Source organism: Halovibrio variabilis (assembly GCF_007991175.1).
GTDB lineage: Bacteria > Pseudomonadota > Gammaproteobacteria > Pseudomonadales > Halomonadaceae > Vreelandella > Vreelandella variabilis.
The window spans coordinates 1-15,250 of sequence record NZ_BJXV01000032.1 but is presented as its reverse complement, the minus strand read 5'-3'; the positions used below and the strand labels follow the sequence as shown (position 1 = coordinate 15,250).

At 48.0% G+C, this 15,250-nt stretch carries 17 protein-coding genes and 1 pseudogene; 1 reads left to right on the top strand and 17 read right to left on the bottom strand.

The genetic code is table 11. The features are described 5' to 3' along the window. Window positions 1–167: 167 nt before the first annotated feature. From HVA01_RS17020 to HVA01_RS16950, 16 genes are all read right to left on the bottom strand, one after another. Window positions 168–899, bottom strand: a complete 732-nt coding sequence (locus HVA01_RS17020; RefSeq protein ID WP_246129701.1) for a hypothetical protein — start codon at window positions 897–899, stop codon at window positions 168–170. Between the two features lie 192 nt (window positions 900–1,091). Then, window positions 1,092–1,238 carry a hypothetical protein gene (locus HVA01_RS17440; protein ID WP_170243543.1) on the bottom strand — a complete coding sequence of 49 codons (147 nt, stop codon included), beginning with the start codon at window positions 1,236–1,238 and terminating at the stop codon, window positions 1,092–1,094. Window positions 1,239–1,294: 56 nt separating this feature from the next. Beyond that, window positions 1,295–1,723, bottom strand: a complete 429-nt coding sequence (locus HVA01_RS17015) for a hypothetical protein (RefSeq protein ID WP_146876601.1) — start codon at window positions 1,721–1,723, stop codon at window positions 1,295–1,297. A gap of 2 nt (window positions 1,724–1,725) precedes the next feature. Next, window positions 1,726–2,202 (bottom strand): DUF6036 family nucleotidyltransferase, encoded by a 477-nt coding sequence (locus HVA01_RS17010; protein WP_218031579.1) that lies wholly within the window; start codon window positions 2,200–2,202, stop codon window positions 1,726–1,728. 38 nt (window positions 2,203–2,240) lie between these two features. Next, entirely contained in the window at window positions 2,241–2,543 is a 303-nt protein-coding gene (locus HVA01_RS17005) for an addiction module antidote protein (protein ID WP_146876599.1), read from the bottom strand. Between the two features lie 26 nt (window positions 2,544–2,569). Continuing rightward, window positions 2,570–2,755, bottom strand: a complete 186-nt coding sequence (locus HVA01_RS17000; RefSeq protein ID WP_218031578.1) for a type II toxin-antitoxin system RelE/ParE family toxin — start codon at window positions 2,753–2,755, stop codon at window positions 2,570–2,572. 116 nt (window positions 2,756–2,871) lie between these two features. Continuing rightward, a complete protein-coding gene (locus HVA01_RS16995; protein WP_146876598.1) occupies window positions 2,872–4,149 on the bottom strand; it encodes an O-antigen ligase family protein in 1,278 nt (425 codons plus the stop codon). 114 nt (window positions 4,150–4,263) lie between these two features. Further along, on the bottom strand, window positions 4,264–5,646 hold the full coding sequence (locus HVA01_RS16990; protein WP_146876597.1) for an undecaprenyl-phosphate glucose phosphotransferase: 1,383 nt from the start codon (window positions 5,644–5,646) through the stop codon (window positions 4,264–4,266). Window positions 5,647–5,722: 76 nt separating this feature from the next. Next, on the bottom strand, window positions 5,723–6,613 hold the full coding sequence (rfbD, locus tag HVA01_RS16985; RefSeq protein ID WP_146876596.1) for a dTDP-4-dehydrorhamnose reductase: 891 nt from the start codon (window positions 6,611–6,613) through the stop codon (window positions 5,723–5,725). A 2-nt stretch (window positions 6,614–6,615) separates the two neighbouring features. Continuing rightward, a complete protein-coding gene (rfbC, locus tag HVA01_RS16980) occupies window positions 6,616–7,158 on the bottom strand; it encodes a dTDP-4-dehydrorhamnose 3,5-epimerase (RefSeq protein WP_146876595.1) in 543 nt (180 codons plus the stop codon). Beyond that, a complete protein-coding gene (gene rfbA, locus HVA01_RS16975) occupies window positions 7,155–8,033 on the bottom strand; it encodes a glucose-1-phosphate thymidylyltransferase RfbA (protein ID WP_146876594.1) in 879 nt (292 codons plus the stop codon). The genes rfbC and rfbA overlap by 4 nt, the downstream gene beginning before the upstream one ends. Before the next feature lie 36 nt (window positions 8,034–8,069). Beyond that, window positions 8,070–9,149, bottom strand: coding sequence for a dTDP-glucose 4,6-dehydratase (rfbB, locus tag HVA01_RS16970; RefSeq protein WP_146876593.1), 1,080 nt, complete (start codon window positions 9,147–9,149; stop codon window positions 8,070–8,072). Between the two features lie 7 nt (window positions 9,150–9,156). Next, a complete protein-coding gene (locus tag HVA01_RS16965) occupies window positions 9,157–10,275 on the bottom strand; it encodes a DUF1972 domain-containing protein (protein ID WP_146876592.1) in 1,119 nt (372 codons plus the stop codon). Window positions 10,276–10,279: 4 nt separating this feature from the next. Next, on the bottom strand, window positions 10,280–11,542 hold the full coding sequence (locus HVA01_RS16960; protein WP_218031577.1) for a glycosyltransferase family protein: 1,263 nt from the start codon (window positions 11,540–11,542) through the stop codon (window positions 10,280–10,282). An 11-nt stretch (window positions 11,543–11,553) separates the two neighbouring features. Beyond that, window positions 11,554–12,558 carry an EpsG family protein gene (locus HVA01_RS16955; RefSeq protein WP_146876591.1) on the bottom strand — a complete coding sequence of 335 codons (1,005 nt, stop codon included), beginning with the start codon at window positions 12,556–12,558 and terminating at the stop codon, window positions 11,554–11,556. 51 nt (window positions 12,559–12,609) lie between these two features. After that, window positions 12,610–13,386: a glycosyltransferase domain-containing protein gene (locus HVA01_RS16950; protein WP_170243542.1), complete on the bottom strand. Its 777-nt coding sequence runs from the start codon at window positions 13,384–13,386 to the stop codon at window positions 12,610–12,612. A gap of 208 nt (window positions 13,387–13,594) precedes the next feature. Here HVA01_RS16950 and HVA01_RS17915 point away from each other — a divergent pair. Further along, window positions 13,595–14,603: pseudogene (locus HVA01_RS17915) on the top strand (IS30 family transposase). A 21-nt stretch (window positions 14,604–14,624) separates the two neighbouring features. Here the strand turns inward: HVA01_RS17915 and HVA01_RS16940 are convergent. Then, window positions 14,625–15,250: transposase (locus HVA01_RS16940; RefSeq protein WP_146876589.1), on the bottom strand; the 626-nt coding region annotated here is incomplete at its 5' end.

Below are 15,250 nucleotides of genomic sequence, written 5' to 3'. Positions count from 1 at the left end.
AACAACGGAGCCCTTGACGGGTCAATCCATACCAGGAGCTCAATTTATTGAGCGATCAGCAACCATCCCGACACCATAGAGTGTTGCTGCTAAATGGCCTGATCGCCCGACAAGTCTGGCTCCTACACCACATCAAAGCAGGCAGTGATCATAGGGGCAAATACGGCTTAAAACGTATAGGTAACGCCCAGCACAGCCACGGGGAACACAGGTAGCTTATCGATATCATCTTTAAGGCTTTGCTCTTCAGCACGAATATCTTGCTGAAGCCGCGGGTCGTTGTTCTCGAAACCATTCGTTGTGCTCAGCGAGACATCAACGTTGGTCGCGACAACACCAAACTCAGAGAAAAACGAGAGCCCGCTCTGGTGAGAGCTGCGCCAGCCAAGCCCCACATAAGGCTGAGTGCCATCCGAAACCGTCGCAGTCCCCACTACTGAGCCAATCTCAGCGGCGGTATAAGTGCGGTTGTTAAATTCATACGTGCTGTCATCGTCCGGTGTGCCCACCACGTTCGCCTCAATGTCCGGCATCATGATGCCAGCCGAAAGGAAGAACCGACCACCGAACGGGAAATAATCCATTTTGACGCTAGAAGCTTTCATTTCAAAGTCAGCGTCGTAGTTCACGCCATCTTCATCAAAGTCAGTGTCGAAATCCAGGCCGCCTGTGTAGCGTGCCGTAACGGCCAGGTTTTCATGGAAACGCCAGGAAGCATCGGCCCCAAAGCCCGTCGTCCCTGCAATAGCGGAAACCGACACTTTTTTATCAAACGCCTGGGCGGTACCGGAAAGCGTAGTCAAGACCACCGCGCCTATGGCAAGGCCCACTGTTTTTTTCATTTTAAACATCTTTATCCCTTGAACGATTGTTGGCCTTTCAATCCTGCGGAAGCTCATTATTAATGAGCCTCCCGACGGCCTATTTATTAGCCCACACAGTACGCGAAGCGAATTAATCCTACTTCAAATCTAATCCGTTTTATGTAGGCAATTGTCGATTTTCGTGTAAGGAATGACTTACATTGACGAACTTAACCACTGATTCCCATTTTAGAGAATAAGATGCCATGGATCACGGAAATGCCGACATTATCGGGGACATTTTAATTGTTTGAGCTGATCCAGGTTGACCTCAGCCCCAAGCCGCTGCAAATGGCGCCTCAGCCATCGGGTGATGACCTTGCCGATACGCTCTTTGTTCGGATTGACCTGAATAATTGCCGCAACCTGATCCACAGCTTCCTGCAACCCTCTTCTAAACAGACTGCTGAGACTTACTGTATATCCGCGTCCTAGGCACTAAGCCCATGACGATATCCAGTGGAATCAGCGTAAGTACGTGTCTGCAGAGGAAGTAATGCTTTGCGAAGCGATGTTGTGGCATCGGTCAGACCCCATCGTTTAGCAGGGGAATACCGGCCTAATGTGGGAGCATCGTCACCCCCTAACAATTGCTGGTGAAAGCGCCGGGTCATCTGCTGTAGGTGCAGCGCAGTATCACGGCGACAGACAGGGTACTGGCTCAGCATTTCAAGAACACAAAGCGAACGCTGAAACTCTTTATCTGTCATGGCGGAGCGAAGTGTTTCGAGCTCTCTCCACGTAGGCTGATAACCTTTATACCAGACGGACTCGGCAAGCTTCTTCACTTCCTCAACAGCGCTTTCAAGAGGGCAAGAACCCACGCGGTATAGCTGTTTATTAGTGACAGAAAACGTCATAGCTAGCTCTCACTTTGATGATAGTCATCTAGCATCACTTTCAGATTACCCAAAATGCGAGTTTCATCTCCCACATAGTAGCTGATCGCTTCTCGGGCTAATCGTTCGAATTCGTTAATGTCGATATAAGGAAGCTTCAGCAGCGTTTGAATATCGTCTTGATCACGATCGCCAAAACGACCAAGCTTCGAAATAGCCACATCTAGCGTACTTGCGACGTAGACTTCCACATTAGGGGCGCTACTTTGGGTCATCAAGCGAATGACGCGATCTTCGTAATCCTCATGGAGAGGAGCCAGCGTGGTGTTAAAACTGGTATCCAACTCCAATATTTGCACGACGCCTTCTTCATCAGCAAATATATAGGCGTCTTCACCCAAAAGAGCAACTATTTCAGACTTATCAGCCAGCCCATGGGACGCGACCTCTGCGTCTATATCCGCACTTCCACGTTTATGCTGCAAGGTAGGAAACGGCATTAAGCGCCGCACGGGGCAGGGTCAAAGTAATAAAGGCATTACGCAACAGGCTCTTCGTGGTGCGGTCGTACCGTTAAGTCCACGCCCAATGCCTGCATTACCGCCAGCATGGTTTTCAGCGTCGGGTTCCCCTGCTCACTGAAGGAGCGGTAAAGCTGTTCACGTGAGAGACCCGTTTCGCGGGCCAGTTCCGTCATGCCTTTGGCACGTGCAACTACCCCCATCGCCTTAGCAATGTAAGTCGAATCACCGGTTTCCAGCGCATCGGCGAGAAATACTGCAATGGCTTCCTCGCTCTCTAGAGCCGCTGCCGGATCGTAGTCATAAATTTTGTCGTTCATGATCCCTCCCATTCAGCTGCCAAGCGCTAAACACGATACCCAGGGCCATGGTAGATGCGTAGCTCGCTGACGCCTTGCCCTACCGGCTTTACGTCACCCGGAAGGCCATTGGCCAGTCGGAAAACGCGAGCAGCAATCAGCGCCTTGATGCGCTGATCACGAAACTTGCGTTCCCATTTTCGGTAGGTATCGGTCTGTTTGATATCGAGCATCAATGTAGTGTAGTTCCTAGACTACAAGAGCGCAAAGAAAAGTGAAATTCAACATATACCGTCCCTGTTAACTGTTAAAGTCAAAACTGAACTCCTCGTCATCATCGCCAAACACATCATCCAAGCTCTCCGGCGCGGCCAGCATATTCCCTAACTCGCACCGCAAAGCTTCCCCACAGTACCGCTAACCAAAACGCAAACATCATCACCCCACTGTTATGAACCAGGAAGGCTTGCGACAGCCCAAAATCGATGTAGGCCACTGATAACAGCACACCCGCCACCGATAACGAGCGCAACGCCATATCAGGGCTATCAAGTTGGCGGGCAAAGAATTTCATAGGTATTAGATAAAGCGCTAGTAGAACAACCAGCCCGACCAAGCCACGCTTGGCCCAGGCATTAAGGAACTCATTATGGGGGTGGCCATACTCAGTGACTATTGGATGAACCAAGCCTGTATCGGCCAATGCTTGCATGCCCGCCTGGTAACCGTTATCCCCCCAGCCAATGAAGGGCTTTTCCAGAATCAGCTGCGAGGCGCCCTTCCACATCTCAAATCGCGCCCCAACCGAGGTCACCTGGCTTTCACCCGAGACATAACGCGAGACATCACTTAACGCCTCATGAAATCGCGCCTCTACGCCGGTTTGTGGCAAGACATACATCAGCGCAGCACCGGCGACTAAGCCAGCCAGCACACTCCACTTGACCCAGTTTGACCAATAGCGGCCGTAGCCGCGATAGAGCACTAGCAACACGAACGGGAAGCCGACCCAGCCACCGCGACTGCCAGAGAACAGCGAACCCAGAACACCCATCATCGCCCCCACCAACAGCAGGACCAGCCAAGGCACCCGGCGCGGCTGCACCCAGGCCCAGCCCAACCCCGCCAAGCAGAGAATACCCATTAGCATGCTCAGGTTACCGAACTGAATGACATGGGTGTAACCGCCTGCTCGCACCTCACCTTCTACCAGTTTCTGCCACCCGGCCCAACCACCCGCACCAACAGCCCCGACAGCCAGACCGGCCCATAACCACGAAAGCCTGGGCGGATAAGCCATCACCAACAGCATCGCCGGTACAGCAAGCAGGAAACGGCTGGGCTTATCAAGTCCACTTGACCCCTGATTGTCCCACCAGACCTCCAGCATACTCACGGCGGCATAAGCCACCATAGCGGCTATCACCAGCCAGTCCCGACGGGTCGTGCCCAATGCGGGCCGCTTGATGAGCAATGTGATGCTACCCAGCAAGAGCAGCACGGCCCCCACTGAATAGCCCGAAGGCACAACCAGGGCAATGGCGCCCAACAGAAAAACCGATAGGCTGGTATAAAGACGCAGGGGAGATAACGTCTCTGTCCAAGAAGAGAAAGTCGTGGCAGGCATGGAACGTCCAATCAGAAAACCAGGGGGCCAGAAACGCGAATGGCCAGCTCAAAAGCTGGCCATTCTAGCACCGAAATAATCAACATTGACCCAATCAGGCCTGTCATTTACGGCTCAATAGGCATTCGGGTTAACAAACCCTTTGAAAATCGTCAAAGCAATGATGCGCAAGTCCAACCATAGCGACCAGTTATCAATGTACCAAAGATCATATTCGACCCGACGCTCCATCTTCTCCAAGGTATCCGTTTCACCGCGTAAACCATTAACCTGAGCCCAGCCGGTGATGCCTGGTTTGACCTTATGTCGCCGCATATAGGATTCCACCAACTCCTTATAGTGATCGTTATGCGCCAAGGCATGGGGGCGAGGGCCGACTATGGACATTCGCCCCTGTAGCACGTTGTAAAATTGTGGCAATTCATCCATCGAAGTACGCCGCAGAAAAGCACCCAATTTCGTAACTCGTGGGTCTCCTTGCCTGGCTTGAGTGACTTTGCCGCTCTCTTCCTCATGCACTTCCATTGAACGAAATTTATAGACCTTGAACTGTCGGCCATTGGCCCCCGTCCGATATTGCTTGAACAGCACCGGCCCTGGTGAAGTAACCTTAATCGCAATAGCAATTCCAAGGCACACAGGCAAAATCAGAAGGCTTATAAGGCCCCCAACGAGGATATCTTCAAGGCGCTTGATCACCTGCGCCATCCCGTTCATCGGGGTCACGCTCAGATCAATAGCGTAATGCCCCGCCACTTCGCTCATCCGATGGTTAAGCAAATGCATATCGCGGAATTCGGGAATAAACCGAACTTCTGCCGTTTGGTTGCGCAGCGCAAAGAAGATTGAGCGTACAACACTGCCCATCTCCAGGGGTACACAGATCCATACTTCGCGAGTTTCCGAAGCAGCCACTCGACGGGATAAACGTTCCAAACAAGCATCATCGGGTATATGAGGTAGCCGTTCGATCCCAGCGATGGAATAGCCCTCACCGGGAGAAGCCCGCATTCCTTGAGCAACATTGATCAGATGATGAGCAGGGCCAACCAGGAACACCGAGCGTCGAGCTCTTCCCTTCATGCGCACTTGTCTAAGCACAAGTTGCACCAACACCCTAGCCCCACCCGCCATGATGAAGGACAAAAGAAGCGACACGCCAACCCATAGCCTAGAGTACCGTTCAGCAGCGTTGGCAAAGTAAATGATTGAGGTGGCCAACCCCCCCACAACCAACCAAACAATGAACAGCCTAGCGAGTAAGGTCGAGATACGGGTCACCCGCCACCGCACATAAGCACCCAGCAGGCCATTTAACAATAGAATGAGTAATGAAATAATGGCGACGGCAAGAACGTAGCGCTCATGTAAATTAAAATTACCGAACCGCCACCAGTGTGAGAGCAAACTTCCTGTTATAACAGCGAGCAAATCGACTATCGGTACTATCAACTGGGCCGGATACCGCTCTGTTAGACCCTTAGTCTTTCCTGACATGGTTAAATCCGTTATTTGCTCTAATTGAGTTATCACTATTTATGTAGCGAGATACATCTATGCCAAATTGAATCGGTCAGCTATTGCTAAGTGAGCATAACTCTTTGAGTACGTCACGCAGCTCAAGTTGCCAATCGGGCGGATCGATGCTATGCATACGCTTCAGACGACTAGAGTCTAAAACCGACCAAGCGGGTCGCTTCGCTGGAGTAGGAAAGTCAACAGTTCCAATGGCATTCAATATGGGGCACCGCCTCAACAAGCCCAATTCATGGGCAATGTCAAAGATGTTCTTAGCGAAGTCATGCCACGTGCACGGACGCAAGCCTGCATAGTGGTAGACTCCCCAGTGCAGGGCTCCTTTATCTCGGTATTGTTCTACCAGCGACCATAAGGCCCGGGCGATACTGGCGGCTGAAGTTGGACAACCATGCTGATCGGCCACGACAGACAACTTCTCACGTTCCTGCCCCAGACGCAGCATAGTTTTAACGAAATTGTTGCCATGAGCGCCAAACACCCAGCTGGTTCGCATGATGAGATGGTTCGTCCAAGTTTCAGCCAGAACCTTTTCTCCCGCCAGCTTGCTGGCACCATACACTCCAGTGGGGGCTGGACTATCGTCCTCACGGTAAGCAATCTCAGTATCACCAGAAAATACATAGTCAGTGGAGATATGCAGCAAAGGAATTCCACACCGTGCGGCTACCGCCGCGAGGTTCGCTACTCCATCTTGGTTGACAGCATATGCCAGCTCCGGCTCGGCCTCGGCCTTATCGACAGCGGTGTATGCCGCTGCATTGATAATCAGCGCAGGAGTCTCACGCTCAACAATCTCTTCTACTACCGCCGCATCGGTAATATCAAGCTCGGCTGACCCAAACCCTGCTACCGTAAAGCCTTCGGGCACCAAACGCATGAGTTCATAACCAACCTGCCCCGTTGCTCCTGTTACCAGTACATGCATCGTTATCCTTCCTCTCCCAGCAATTGGCGCAGCGTCGGCAACTCCTGGTCTTTTTCGGATAGTTTAGGACTCACTATCGGCCAAGGAACGGAAACATCAGGATCGTTCCATAAAAGCCCTGTCTCATCGTCAGGATAATAGAAGTCAGTACACTTGTACTGAAAATCCGCCACCTCACTTAGCACACAAAACCCATGGGCATAGCCCGGCGGAATCCATAGTTGGCAATGATTATCATCGCTGAGTTCGACGCCTACATACTGCCCACAGGTCGGTGATGCAGGATCGATATCGACGGCTACATCATACACAGCACCACGGCTGACACTTACCAGCTTACCCTGTGGGCGACTACGCTGCAGATGCAGGCCGCGTAGTACACCACGCTGCGAACGAGAGTGGTTATCCTGTACAAATGGCAGGTCGATACCTGCCTCGCTATAGCGCTCGGTCTGAAAGGTTTCAAGGAAGAATCCTCGGTGATCGCCGAACACGGTGGGTTCTATAATCAGCACGCCAGGTAACACAGTTTCAGTAATTTTCACTGTGCTACCTCCGTAGCCAACAGCCGTTGTAAATACTGACCATAGCCTGTCTTATTCAAAGCTCTGGCCTGTTGGGAAAGCTGCTGAGTCGTTAGCCACCCCTGGTGCCAAGCAATTTCTTCCAAACAGGCCACTTTCAGCCCCTGACGATGCTCAATGGTCTGTACATACTGCGATGCCTCCAGCAGACTATCGTGGGTGCCAGTATCCAGCCAGGCAAAGCCACGACCTAAGCGCTCCACGCGCAAGTCACCACGCTCCAGGTAGGTATTATTCACGCTGGTAATCTCTAACTCACCGCGTTCGGAGGGGGCCACCGCCTTGGCAATTTCGATCACGTCGTTATCGTAAAAGTACAATCCAGTAACTGCATAGGAAGATTTCGGCTGTTTCGGCTTCTCTTCTATGGAAACCGCAGTGCCTTTTTCATCGAACTCTACCACGCCGAAGCGTTCTGGATCAGTCACCCAGTAGCCGAAGACAGTTGCGCCGCTTTCCATGGCTGCAGCTCGCTTCAACTGATCGGAGAAATGCTGACCATGAAAAATATTGTCACCCAGCACTAGGCAAACAGAGTCGTTTCCGATGAACTCTTCTCCAATAATGAACGCCTGCGCTAGGCCGTCTGGAGAAGGCTGTTCCGCGTAGCTCAGCTCGATGCCAAATTCAGAACCGTCACCCAACAACTTACGGAAATTAGGTAAATCCTCAGGTGTAGAAATGATCAGCACCTCACGAATGCCTGTCAGCATCAACACAGAAAGTGGATAGTAGACCATCGGTTTGTCGTAGATAGGCAACAGTTGCTTGGATACACCCTTAGTAATCGGATGCAAGCGCGTGCCGGATCCGCCAGCCAAAATAATTCCTTTCATAAAACACCTTCACTGAAATCACATGAATCTTGGTCGTTACTGGGCAGATACGTTACTTTCACCCAGGCGCCCCAAACGGTAATCCCCGCTCAATACCCTTTGCCACCATGCAGGATTGTCCAGATACCACTGCACGGTTTTACGGATGCCAGTTTCAAAGGATTCCTGTGGTACCCAGCCCAGTTCACGCTGAATTTTACCGGCATCAATAGCATAACGCACATCGTGACCAGGGCGGTCTTTCACGAAGGTAATTAAATCTTCATATCGCGTCACACCAGCGGGCTTTTCAGCGGGTGCTAACTCTTCCAGCAGAGCACAGAGGGCTCTTACCACATCAATATTCTTTTTCTCGTTGTGACCACCGATGTTGTAGGTCTCACCTACCTGTCCTTCGTTAGCAACCTTCACCAGCGCACGGGCATGATCTTCCACATACAGCCAATCCCGTATTTGTGCACCATCGCCATACACCGGGAGAGGTTTACCCCCTAGGGCGTTGAGGATCATGTGCGGAATCATTTTTTCAGGAAAATGGAAAGGGCCATAGTTGTTGGAACAGTTGGTAATCAGCGTAGGCAGACCATAGGTGCGATGCCAAGCACGAACCAAGTGATCAGAACTGGCTTTCGAGGCTGAGTAAGGCGAGCTGGGCGCATAGGGCGTAGTTTCGGTAAACAGATCACCAGTTCCTTCCAGATCACCATAAACCTCATCGGTAGAGATGTGATGAAAACGAAAGGCTGAACGCCCCTCATCATCTAACGTTGACCAGAAGCGGCGTGCTGCTTCCAATAAAGTATAAGTACCGACAATATTTGTTTCGATAAAGTCTGCAGGACCATCAATCGAGCGATCCACATGGCTTTCTGCGGCCAGATGCATTACATGGGTAGGTTTGAATGCAGCAAACACCTGGTCAAGCGCCGCTGAATCGCAGATATCAACCTGATAAAAATGATAACGAGGTGAATCACTAACTGAGGCCACTGATTCAAGATTTCCAGCATAAGTGAGCTTATCAACATTGGCCACTTCAGCCTGAGTGTGTTGAATCAAATGACGTAGTACAGCCGACCCAATAAAACCAGCACCGCCGCTCAAGAGAATTCTCATAGAGCCCCTATTTTTTCAATGTTAATGGATACCAATCCTGCAAGAGTTGCTCGTATTCCTGCAATACTTGGGGCCAGGTAAATCGTTCATAAAAGCGCGTTTTACTAGCCTCCTTCATAGCCAGTTGCTTGGATGTATCATCCAATAGCTGATCGAACCAGCCTTCACAAGTCGCTTCGTTCCCAAAATAGGCTGCACCCTCACCGGCTACCCAGCGATTAAAGTGGTTATCGTGGGCGATCACGGCACAACCAGCACCCAACGCTTCCACTAGGGACGGGTTGGTCCCTCCAACACGATGACCGTGCAGATAAAAACGTGCATAAAAACGCAGTGATTGAACAACAGGAGCTTCATAAATCGCACCTGGAAAAATCACCTCGTCCGAAGCTGCTTTCATGACCGCTCGATGAAAGGCATTGTTTTGGGGGGTGAAATTCCCGAGTACAACCAGTTTATGATGGCGCACTTTACGACTAAAAGAACGCACCATTTCAAGGAAGGAGTTTTCAGGTTCAGGTCGGGCAATGATCACTGAATATTCGTTCGGTAACAATGCATAAGGTTCTAGCAAAGAGGAATCTGCAGATAACACCTCATCCCCTCCATAGGGGATCATAGTGATTTTTTCAGCCCGTACTCGTGTCTCCAGATGATCCTTGATTTTAGGATGATCAGCAACCAGATGGTTGCCTATCCAACAACCCGCCCGTTCGTTTAACCAGAACCAGGTTTTGGCTACAACCCCCCACTTGTCTCGTCGCCATTCAATGCCATCCATGTTGATGACATTGGTCTGTCCTTTCAATCGCTGCATTAGATTAAAGCAAGCGGTGTTGTAACCTAGCGTGAGGAAAAGCCCTTGCTGATTTAAAGCATGGCGGGCGGCCTTCCAGTCAAAGATTATTGTACCGGCAGCCCCCCCCCGACTGACAGGAAGGTGAATACGCTTAACGCCTTGCCAGTCAGTTTCATAAACAACAGCGCTTTCCTCTTCCTGACAGTAAACAGTGACCTGCCATCCTTGTGCAACGAGATACAGAGAGAGCTTTTCAGCGAAAGTTTCAAAGCCACCATGTTGGGCAGGAATGCCACGAATACCTAATACATATAGTTTTCGATCCATTAACTTATGATCTCTTAAAAAGAGTCGTAACCAAAGTGAAAATAAAAAAAACCGAGATAGCTGGCAATACCATACAGAATCCAATCAAACCGACCAATCTTCGCCCACGTGACATCGGTGAGTTTGTGGCTGACTCAATTAATTTTACAGTAAAGCGACTCCAATAGAATTTGGGCGCCAACTTCGTCATCGACTCTCTCATTGCAGTGACCTTATTCTCGCAATTACTTAATTCAACCAAAACATCAGCAAGATCAGAATGTTTAACAACCAATCCAGCACCAGTCTGCTCTAATCTGTAACCCCATTCGTCATCATCGTTTTGTACAATGGGCAGACCTAGAGTAAGACAATCGAAGTTTCGTGTTCTAGAAGCATAATCATTTTCATAACCCTGCCCACCCCATACCAACGAGATGTCGAATCCTGCCCAATACTCTAAGCGTCTGGAGAAATCGATCCAAGGCAGGAACACTATATTTTGCCTAACCGCAGTATCAACAAAGGCAAGCAGCTCGGCTTGGCGGTTTTCGTCTACACCAAAGAAAATCATATTTATCTTGTTGTTTTTAGAGATCGCTTTTGAAACCTCGGTCAGAACCCCCCCCAAATCAAACCATCCATAGGTGCCCCCCAGCCACCCGATTAGAAAGTCATCGCTGGCAAATGAATTATTGGCCAGCTCCGCCAGCATCACTTTGCCCGATTTCCGCGACCAATCCTTTTGCTCATCGCAACCAAAGGGAATGACGGTAATCCTAGAGAAATCATGCGTAAGGAGAAACGGTGCCATCATTCCCCTGAACATATCTAGTTGCCGTTTGTTAGCGACGATAATCTGGTTGAACACAAGCGCGCCAAGCAGACTGCGCGCCACATTGAAATATGCCTTAAACAGCAATTTAAAAGTGGAAGAACCTACGCCATAGTTGATAACTTCATCCAATTCGACCCAGTGCGGCACATAACCGTCCAAGACAACACTCTTACCGAACAGTCCTGACAAGATCGCCAATAGCAGTACCAGCGGCCCACCCCCGTGAAGCATAATTACATCAGAACGTAGAAAGGCTTTCAGTAGCAGCCATACGTTGGAAACCGGTACAAAACCCACCCTTTTAGGTATGCCTTGGTTATCACCCGTACGGCCACACAGGACAGCCTCGTGCCCTAACGCCACTAGCTCGTTGGCAAGGGCTGCGTAACGCATCTCAGGGCCACGAAGTGATGCCCCATAGTGCCCTTTATAAAAGAGTAAGAATTTCATTTATTGCATACCTAGTAAAATTGTAAAGATGGTAAAATATTAACACGAAAAACAAGATGCCAGAAAAAAACCAACGGAACAAAAAATAAATATAGTCTTATAAAAACAAAACTGGCAAAAAGCTTAGATAAATGAGGAATTAGAAAAACTATAACGACAAAGAAAAATTCGCTAGACCTAAAAGCGACAACAGGCTTATGTAAACCAGCGAAAATAAAATATAAAAAAGCCGAATAGAAACACACAGCTATCAATAAAGTGGTGACACTATTAATATAGGAAGGTATTTTTTTCAACAACACAGCAAAATAAGAAAGCAAGCAAACACTTAAAACTAAAAGAGAATAAATATTAAAAACCAAAAAATATTCTGTATGTCCCGAGTGCTTGCTATAGTAATAGGATATTGAGCTTGAGTATGCACTTAAGAAATCAAACACACTATTAACAAATACGGCAGAAAATGGAGACAAAAAAACAGAAGCCAAGAGAACAACAAAAAACAATAAAAGACTGCGATTTCTAAAGAAATAGATTGGCAATGCTAATAATGCACTCCAATGAAAAAGGACCGCTACTGAAATTTTCATCAAAAAGATCAGCAGCCTTCCTTTCAAAACATCAAAAAGCGAAAGAAAAACTATAGCTGAAGCAACACCAGCACGGATCTGAGTATACTCATGCAATAAAAAAAAAGTTATGACATAAATATAAACAGAATAATAAGCATTAACAGAAAGCCTCTTGATCGCCAAGAACTTTAAACCGACACCTAAAACAGCATAAACAAAAAGAAGAAAGAAAAAATCAAGATCCAATTTATAATTTAAAAAAAATCTGGCAAACACAAAAAACAACTCTTTAGTACTTGCCTGCAGATGTACACCATAATTATATACATTAAAATAATGATGATAATCCGAATCGTAACCAAAAACACGAAATGCAGCTACAAAAACAAGCAACAAAAAAGAAAACAATAAAAAAATATTTATTTTTTTAAAAATAAATTGCATCTTAAACCTTCAACTGTAATAGGGCTTTAGAAAAGACACTAGAGAGAATAACTAAAAAATAGACATTTTAATTTTTGACAAAAAAGAGTATATTAAAGGAAAATTATAATGGAAAAAGAGTTTGAAATTATTAGCTGTAGATCGATTCGATTGCTGTTTATGCGGCTTTAGCGTAAAAAAAGAATTCCCTCTTGCGGAAGGTATTTTGCAATTAATATCAACGTCTAATACCCATGAAACATATTTCAATGAAAGCTGATCTCTTGCAGTAAATAATTCAATTTGCTCCCACCAGGCTTGCATTAGCTCTATAACCTCTTTTGTATTGTGTCTTCTTAAAATAATGTTATTCTCTAGCAAGCCATTATCTTTTGGATACCCCCTCTCTTCATAAGAAGACAGTTGCATTTCTACTTCACTTTCTAGAGCCTTACCAAAATCAATAACAACTTTCGCCTCTTCATATATACATGTCCTAGCAAAATGCTTAGGAATAGCGACAGAGTGATCAACCAAATACTTATCAGGAAAATTATATGGGCTTCTCTTAACTTTGATATTTGAATCAATATATAGACTGTATTCATATTCTGATAAATATAGATATGGGAAAAATTTATAACGACGATTCATCATATTCGGCGGCAAATCACACTCTTCTACCAATCGAATTTCCCAAATATTAGATCTAAGATTTTTTTGATCAGTAAAGCAAACAAAATCACAATATTTAAAATTCTTAGAAGGATCAATTAGATTATCGTAATCACCAAATAGGGCAGTATAGACTACAAATCTATTTTTATTATCTTTTGTTTTATGGTTCATTGCATCCACCTCTTGTACCACATCTGAAAAACTAAGATGGCCCAAAGTTTTCCGATGAGATATTTTTGACCTACAAGATATTCGGTTTTCATAAAAATTAGTCTTTCCTGGATTCATAGAATAACCGCAGCACTTTGGATCACACAGTAGAAGCAGGAGGGCCAGCGCCGGTACCCTCTCTGCTTTACCGACCAAAGTGAAGCAGAGCATGGGATACCGACAGCTGACCCAACGATACCAGATTCACGCTTATATTGGGGTAGGCATGAGCCAAAGACAGGTGGCCAGAGACCTTGGCATTCATAACAGTACGATTAGCCGCGAACTGCGTCGTAACGCGAACGCTGACGGTTATGAACCTGAGCTGGCCAAGCACCGTAGCGACAACAGGCGACGTACCGCCTGGAAGTGGACGAAGCGCCTACCCAGCATGATCAACATCGTAGCCAAGCAATTGCGTGAAGAGTGGAGCCCTGAGCAGATTAGCGGTTTCATGGCGCCTTTGATCGACAAAGGCGTTAGTTACCAGTGGATTTACGCCTTAATTTGGGATGACAAGACACGTGGAGGCGATCTCTGGCGGCACCTTCGTCAGCCTAAGCGGCGTAGTAAGCACCGTGCTCACGCCAAAAGCACGGGACTCGGCAAGATCCCCAACCGTGTGGGTATCGAGCACCGTCCCGCTGAAGTTGATGACCGGCTCTTTATCGTCCATTGGGAGGGCGACACGGTGCTCAAGGGGGCATAAGCAGTCGGGCTTGGTTACGTTGGTGGAGCGCCGCAGTGGCTATTTAATGGCAGCGCGTTTGCCAAAGATAACGGCAGAACTGACCGAGAAAGCCTTGATTCGGCTACTCAAGCCTCGTCGCGGGGCGGTGAAGAGCATCACGCTGGACAACGGTTCGGAGTTTGCGTGCCACGAGTGAGTTGCCAAGGCTGTTAGCGCGTCAGTTTATTTCTGTGATGCCTACTGCTCGGGACAACGAGGCACCAACGAAAATACGAACGGCTTGATACGACAGTATTTCCCTAAGGGAACGGACTTCCAACAAACCACAGATGCCGAGGTTCGACGAGTGGTCAACAAGTTAAATGACCGGCCTAGAAAGCGCCTCGGCTATCGAACACCGGCACAGGTGTTCCTGGGTGAATATTCAGAAGCCCTGAATACCGCAGGTGCTGCACTTTTTTGCTTGAATTCAGGGCTAAAAAATTAGGCTCTTTGGGATCTTCCGTGGTCACCCACAAGATGTAGTGTTTTGCCATAGGGAGAGACATCCTGTTCTCTCCTGCAAATCAACCTGGATGCGCTGGAATAGCTTTCCTGCATCAAGCAGCCCAAAGCAGCGTCGCTTGATGACTTTGAGTCTATTGTTCAGCCCTTCAACAAAATCACTGGTATAGCGACCGTTAAAATAAGCCAGAATACCGGAACGGGAGGCGTTTAATTGTTGGATAAACGCATCAAAACAGGTCAGTCTGCTGGCACGTACTTTTTGAATCCATAGATCAAAATCAACGGCTGCCTCTTCGGGCGTATAATGTGCCTGATAGATGAGAAAAAGTTCATGTCTTAATAGCCATGCTTGCCTGAGATCGGGCGCATAGGCAAACAACAGCACCAGACGCTCCCTCTGCTCTTCTGTAAGGTCCCAAAAATGACGACGAAACGCCCACATTGACCCCTTGAAGGTGTCGTAGGTTTCCTTTGGCAAGTCTTGCCTGAGGGTTTTTAACGTTGCTTTACGCAGGTCATCCACCCCCTTATTGTAGTGTTTGGCAACATGAAAGCGGTCAATAACGATGTCGGCGTGGGGCAATGCCTCCCTGACCGCATTGATAAAGCCGTCATACATATCACCCC

Excerpts from the sequence above, each read along its gene's own strand:
- HVA01_RS17015 (WP_146876601.1), bottom strand. The coding sequence starts at position 1,723 with ATGACGTTTTCTGTCACTAATAAACAGCTATACCGCGTGGGTTCTTGC.
- rfbA (WP_146876594.1), bottom strand. The coding sequence starts at position 8,033 with ATGAAAGGAATTATTTTGGCTGGCGGATCCGGCACGCGCTTGCATCCG.
- rfbD (WP_146876596.1), bottom strand. The coding sequence starts at position 6,613 with ATGCATGTACTGGTAACAGGAGCAACGGGGCAGGTTGGTTATGAACTC.
- HVA01_RS17020 (WP_246129701.1), bottom strand. The coding sequence starts at position 899 with ATGAGCTTCCGCAGGATTGAAAGGCCAACAATCGTTCAAGGGATAAAG.
- HVA01_RS16960 (WP_218031577.1), bottom strand. The coding sequence starts at position 11,542 with ATGAAATTCTTACTCTTTTATAAAGGGCACTATGGGGCATCACTTCGT.
- HVA01_RS16950 (WP_170243542.1), bottom strand. The coding sequence starts at position 13,386 with ATGAACCATAAAACAAAAGATAATAAAAATAGATTTGTAGTCTATACT.
- HVA01_RS16995 (WP_146876598.1), bottom strand. The coding sequence starts at position 4,149 with ATGCCTGCCACGACTTTCTCTTCTTGGACAGAGACGTTATCTCCCCTG.
- HVA01_RS16990 (WP_146876597.1), bottom strand. The coding sequence starts at position 5,646 with ATGTCAGGAAAGACTAAGGGTCTAACAGAGCGGTATCCGGCCCAGTTG.
- HVA01_RS17005 (WP_146876599.1), bottom strand. The coding sequence starts at position 2,543 with ATGAACGACAAAATTTATGACTACGATCCGGCAGCGGCTCTAGAGAGC.
- HVA01_RS17000 (WP_218031578.1), bottom strand. The coding sequence starts at position 2,755 with ATGCTCGATATCAAACAGACCGATACCTACCGAAAATGGGAACGCAAG.
- HVA01_RS16965 (WP_146876592.1), bottom strand. The coding sequence starts at position 10,275 with ATGGATCGAAAACTATATGTATTAGGTATTCGTGGCATTCCTGCCCAA.
- HVA01_RS16955 (WP_146876591.1), bottom strand. The coding sequence starts at position 12,558 with ATGCAATTTATTTTTAAAAAAATAAATATTTTTTTATTGTTTTCTTTT.
- HVA01_RS17010 (WP_218031579.1), bottom strand. The coding sequence starts at position 2,202 with ATGCCGTTTCCTACCTTGCAGCATAAACGTGGAAGTGCGGATATAGAC.
- rfbB (WP_146876593.1), bottom strand. The coding sequence starts at position 9,149 with ATGAGAATTCTCTTGAGCGGCGGTGCTGGTTTTATTGGGTCGGCTGTA.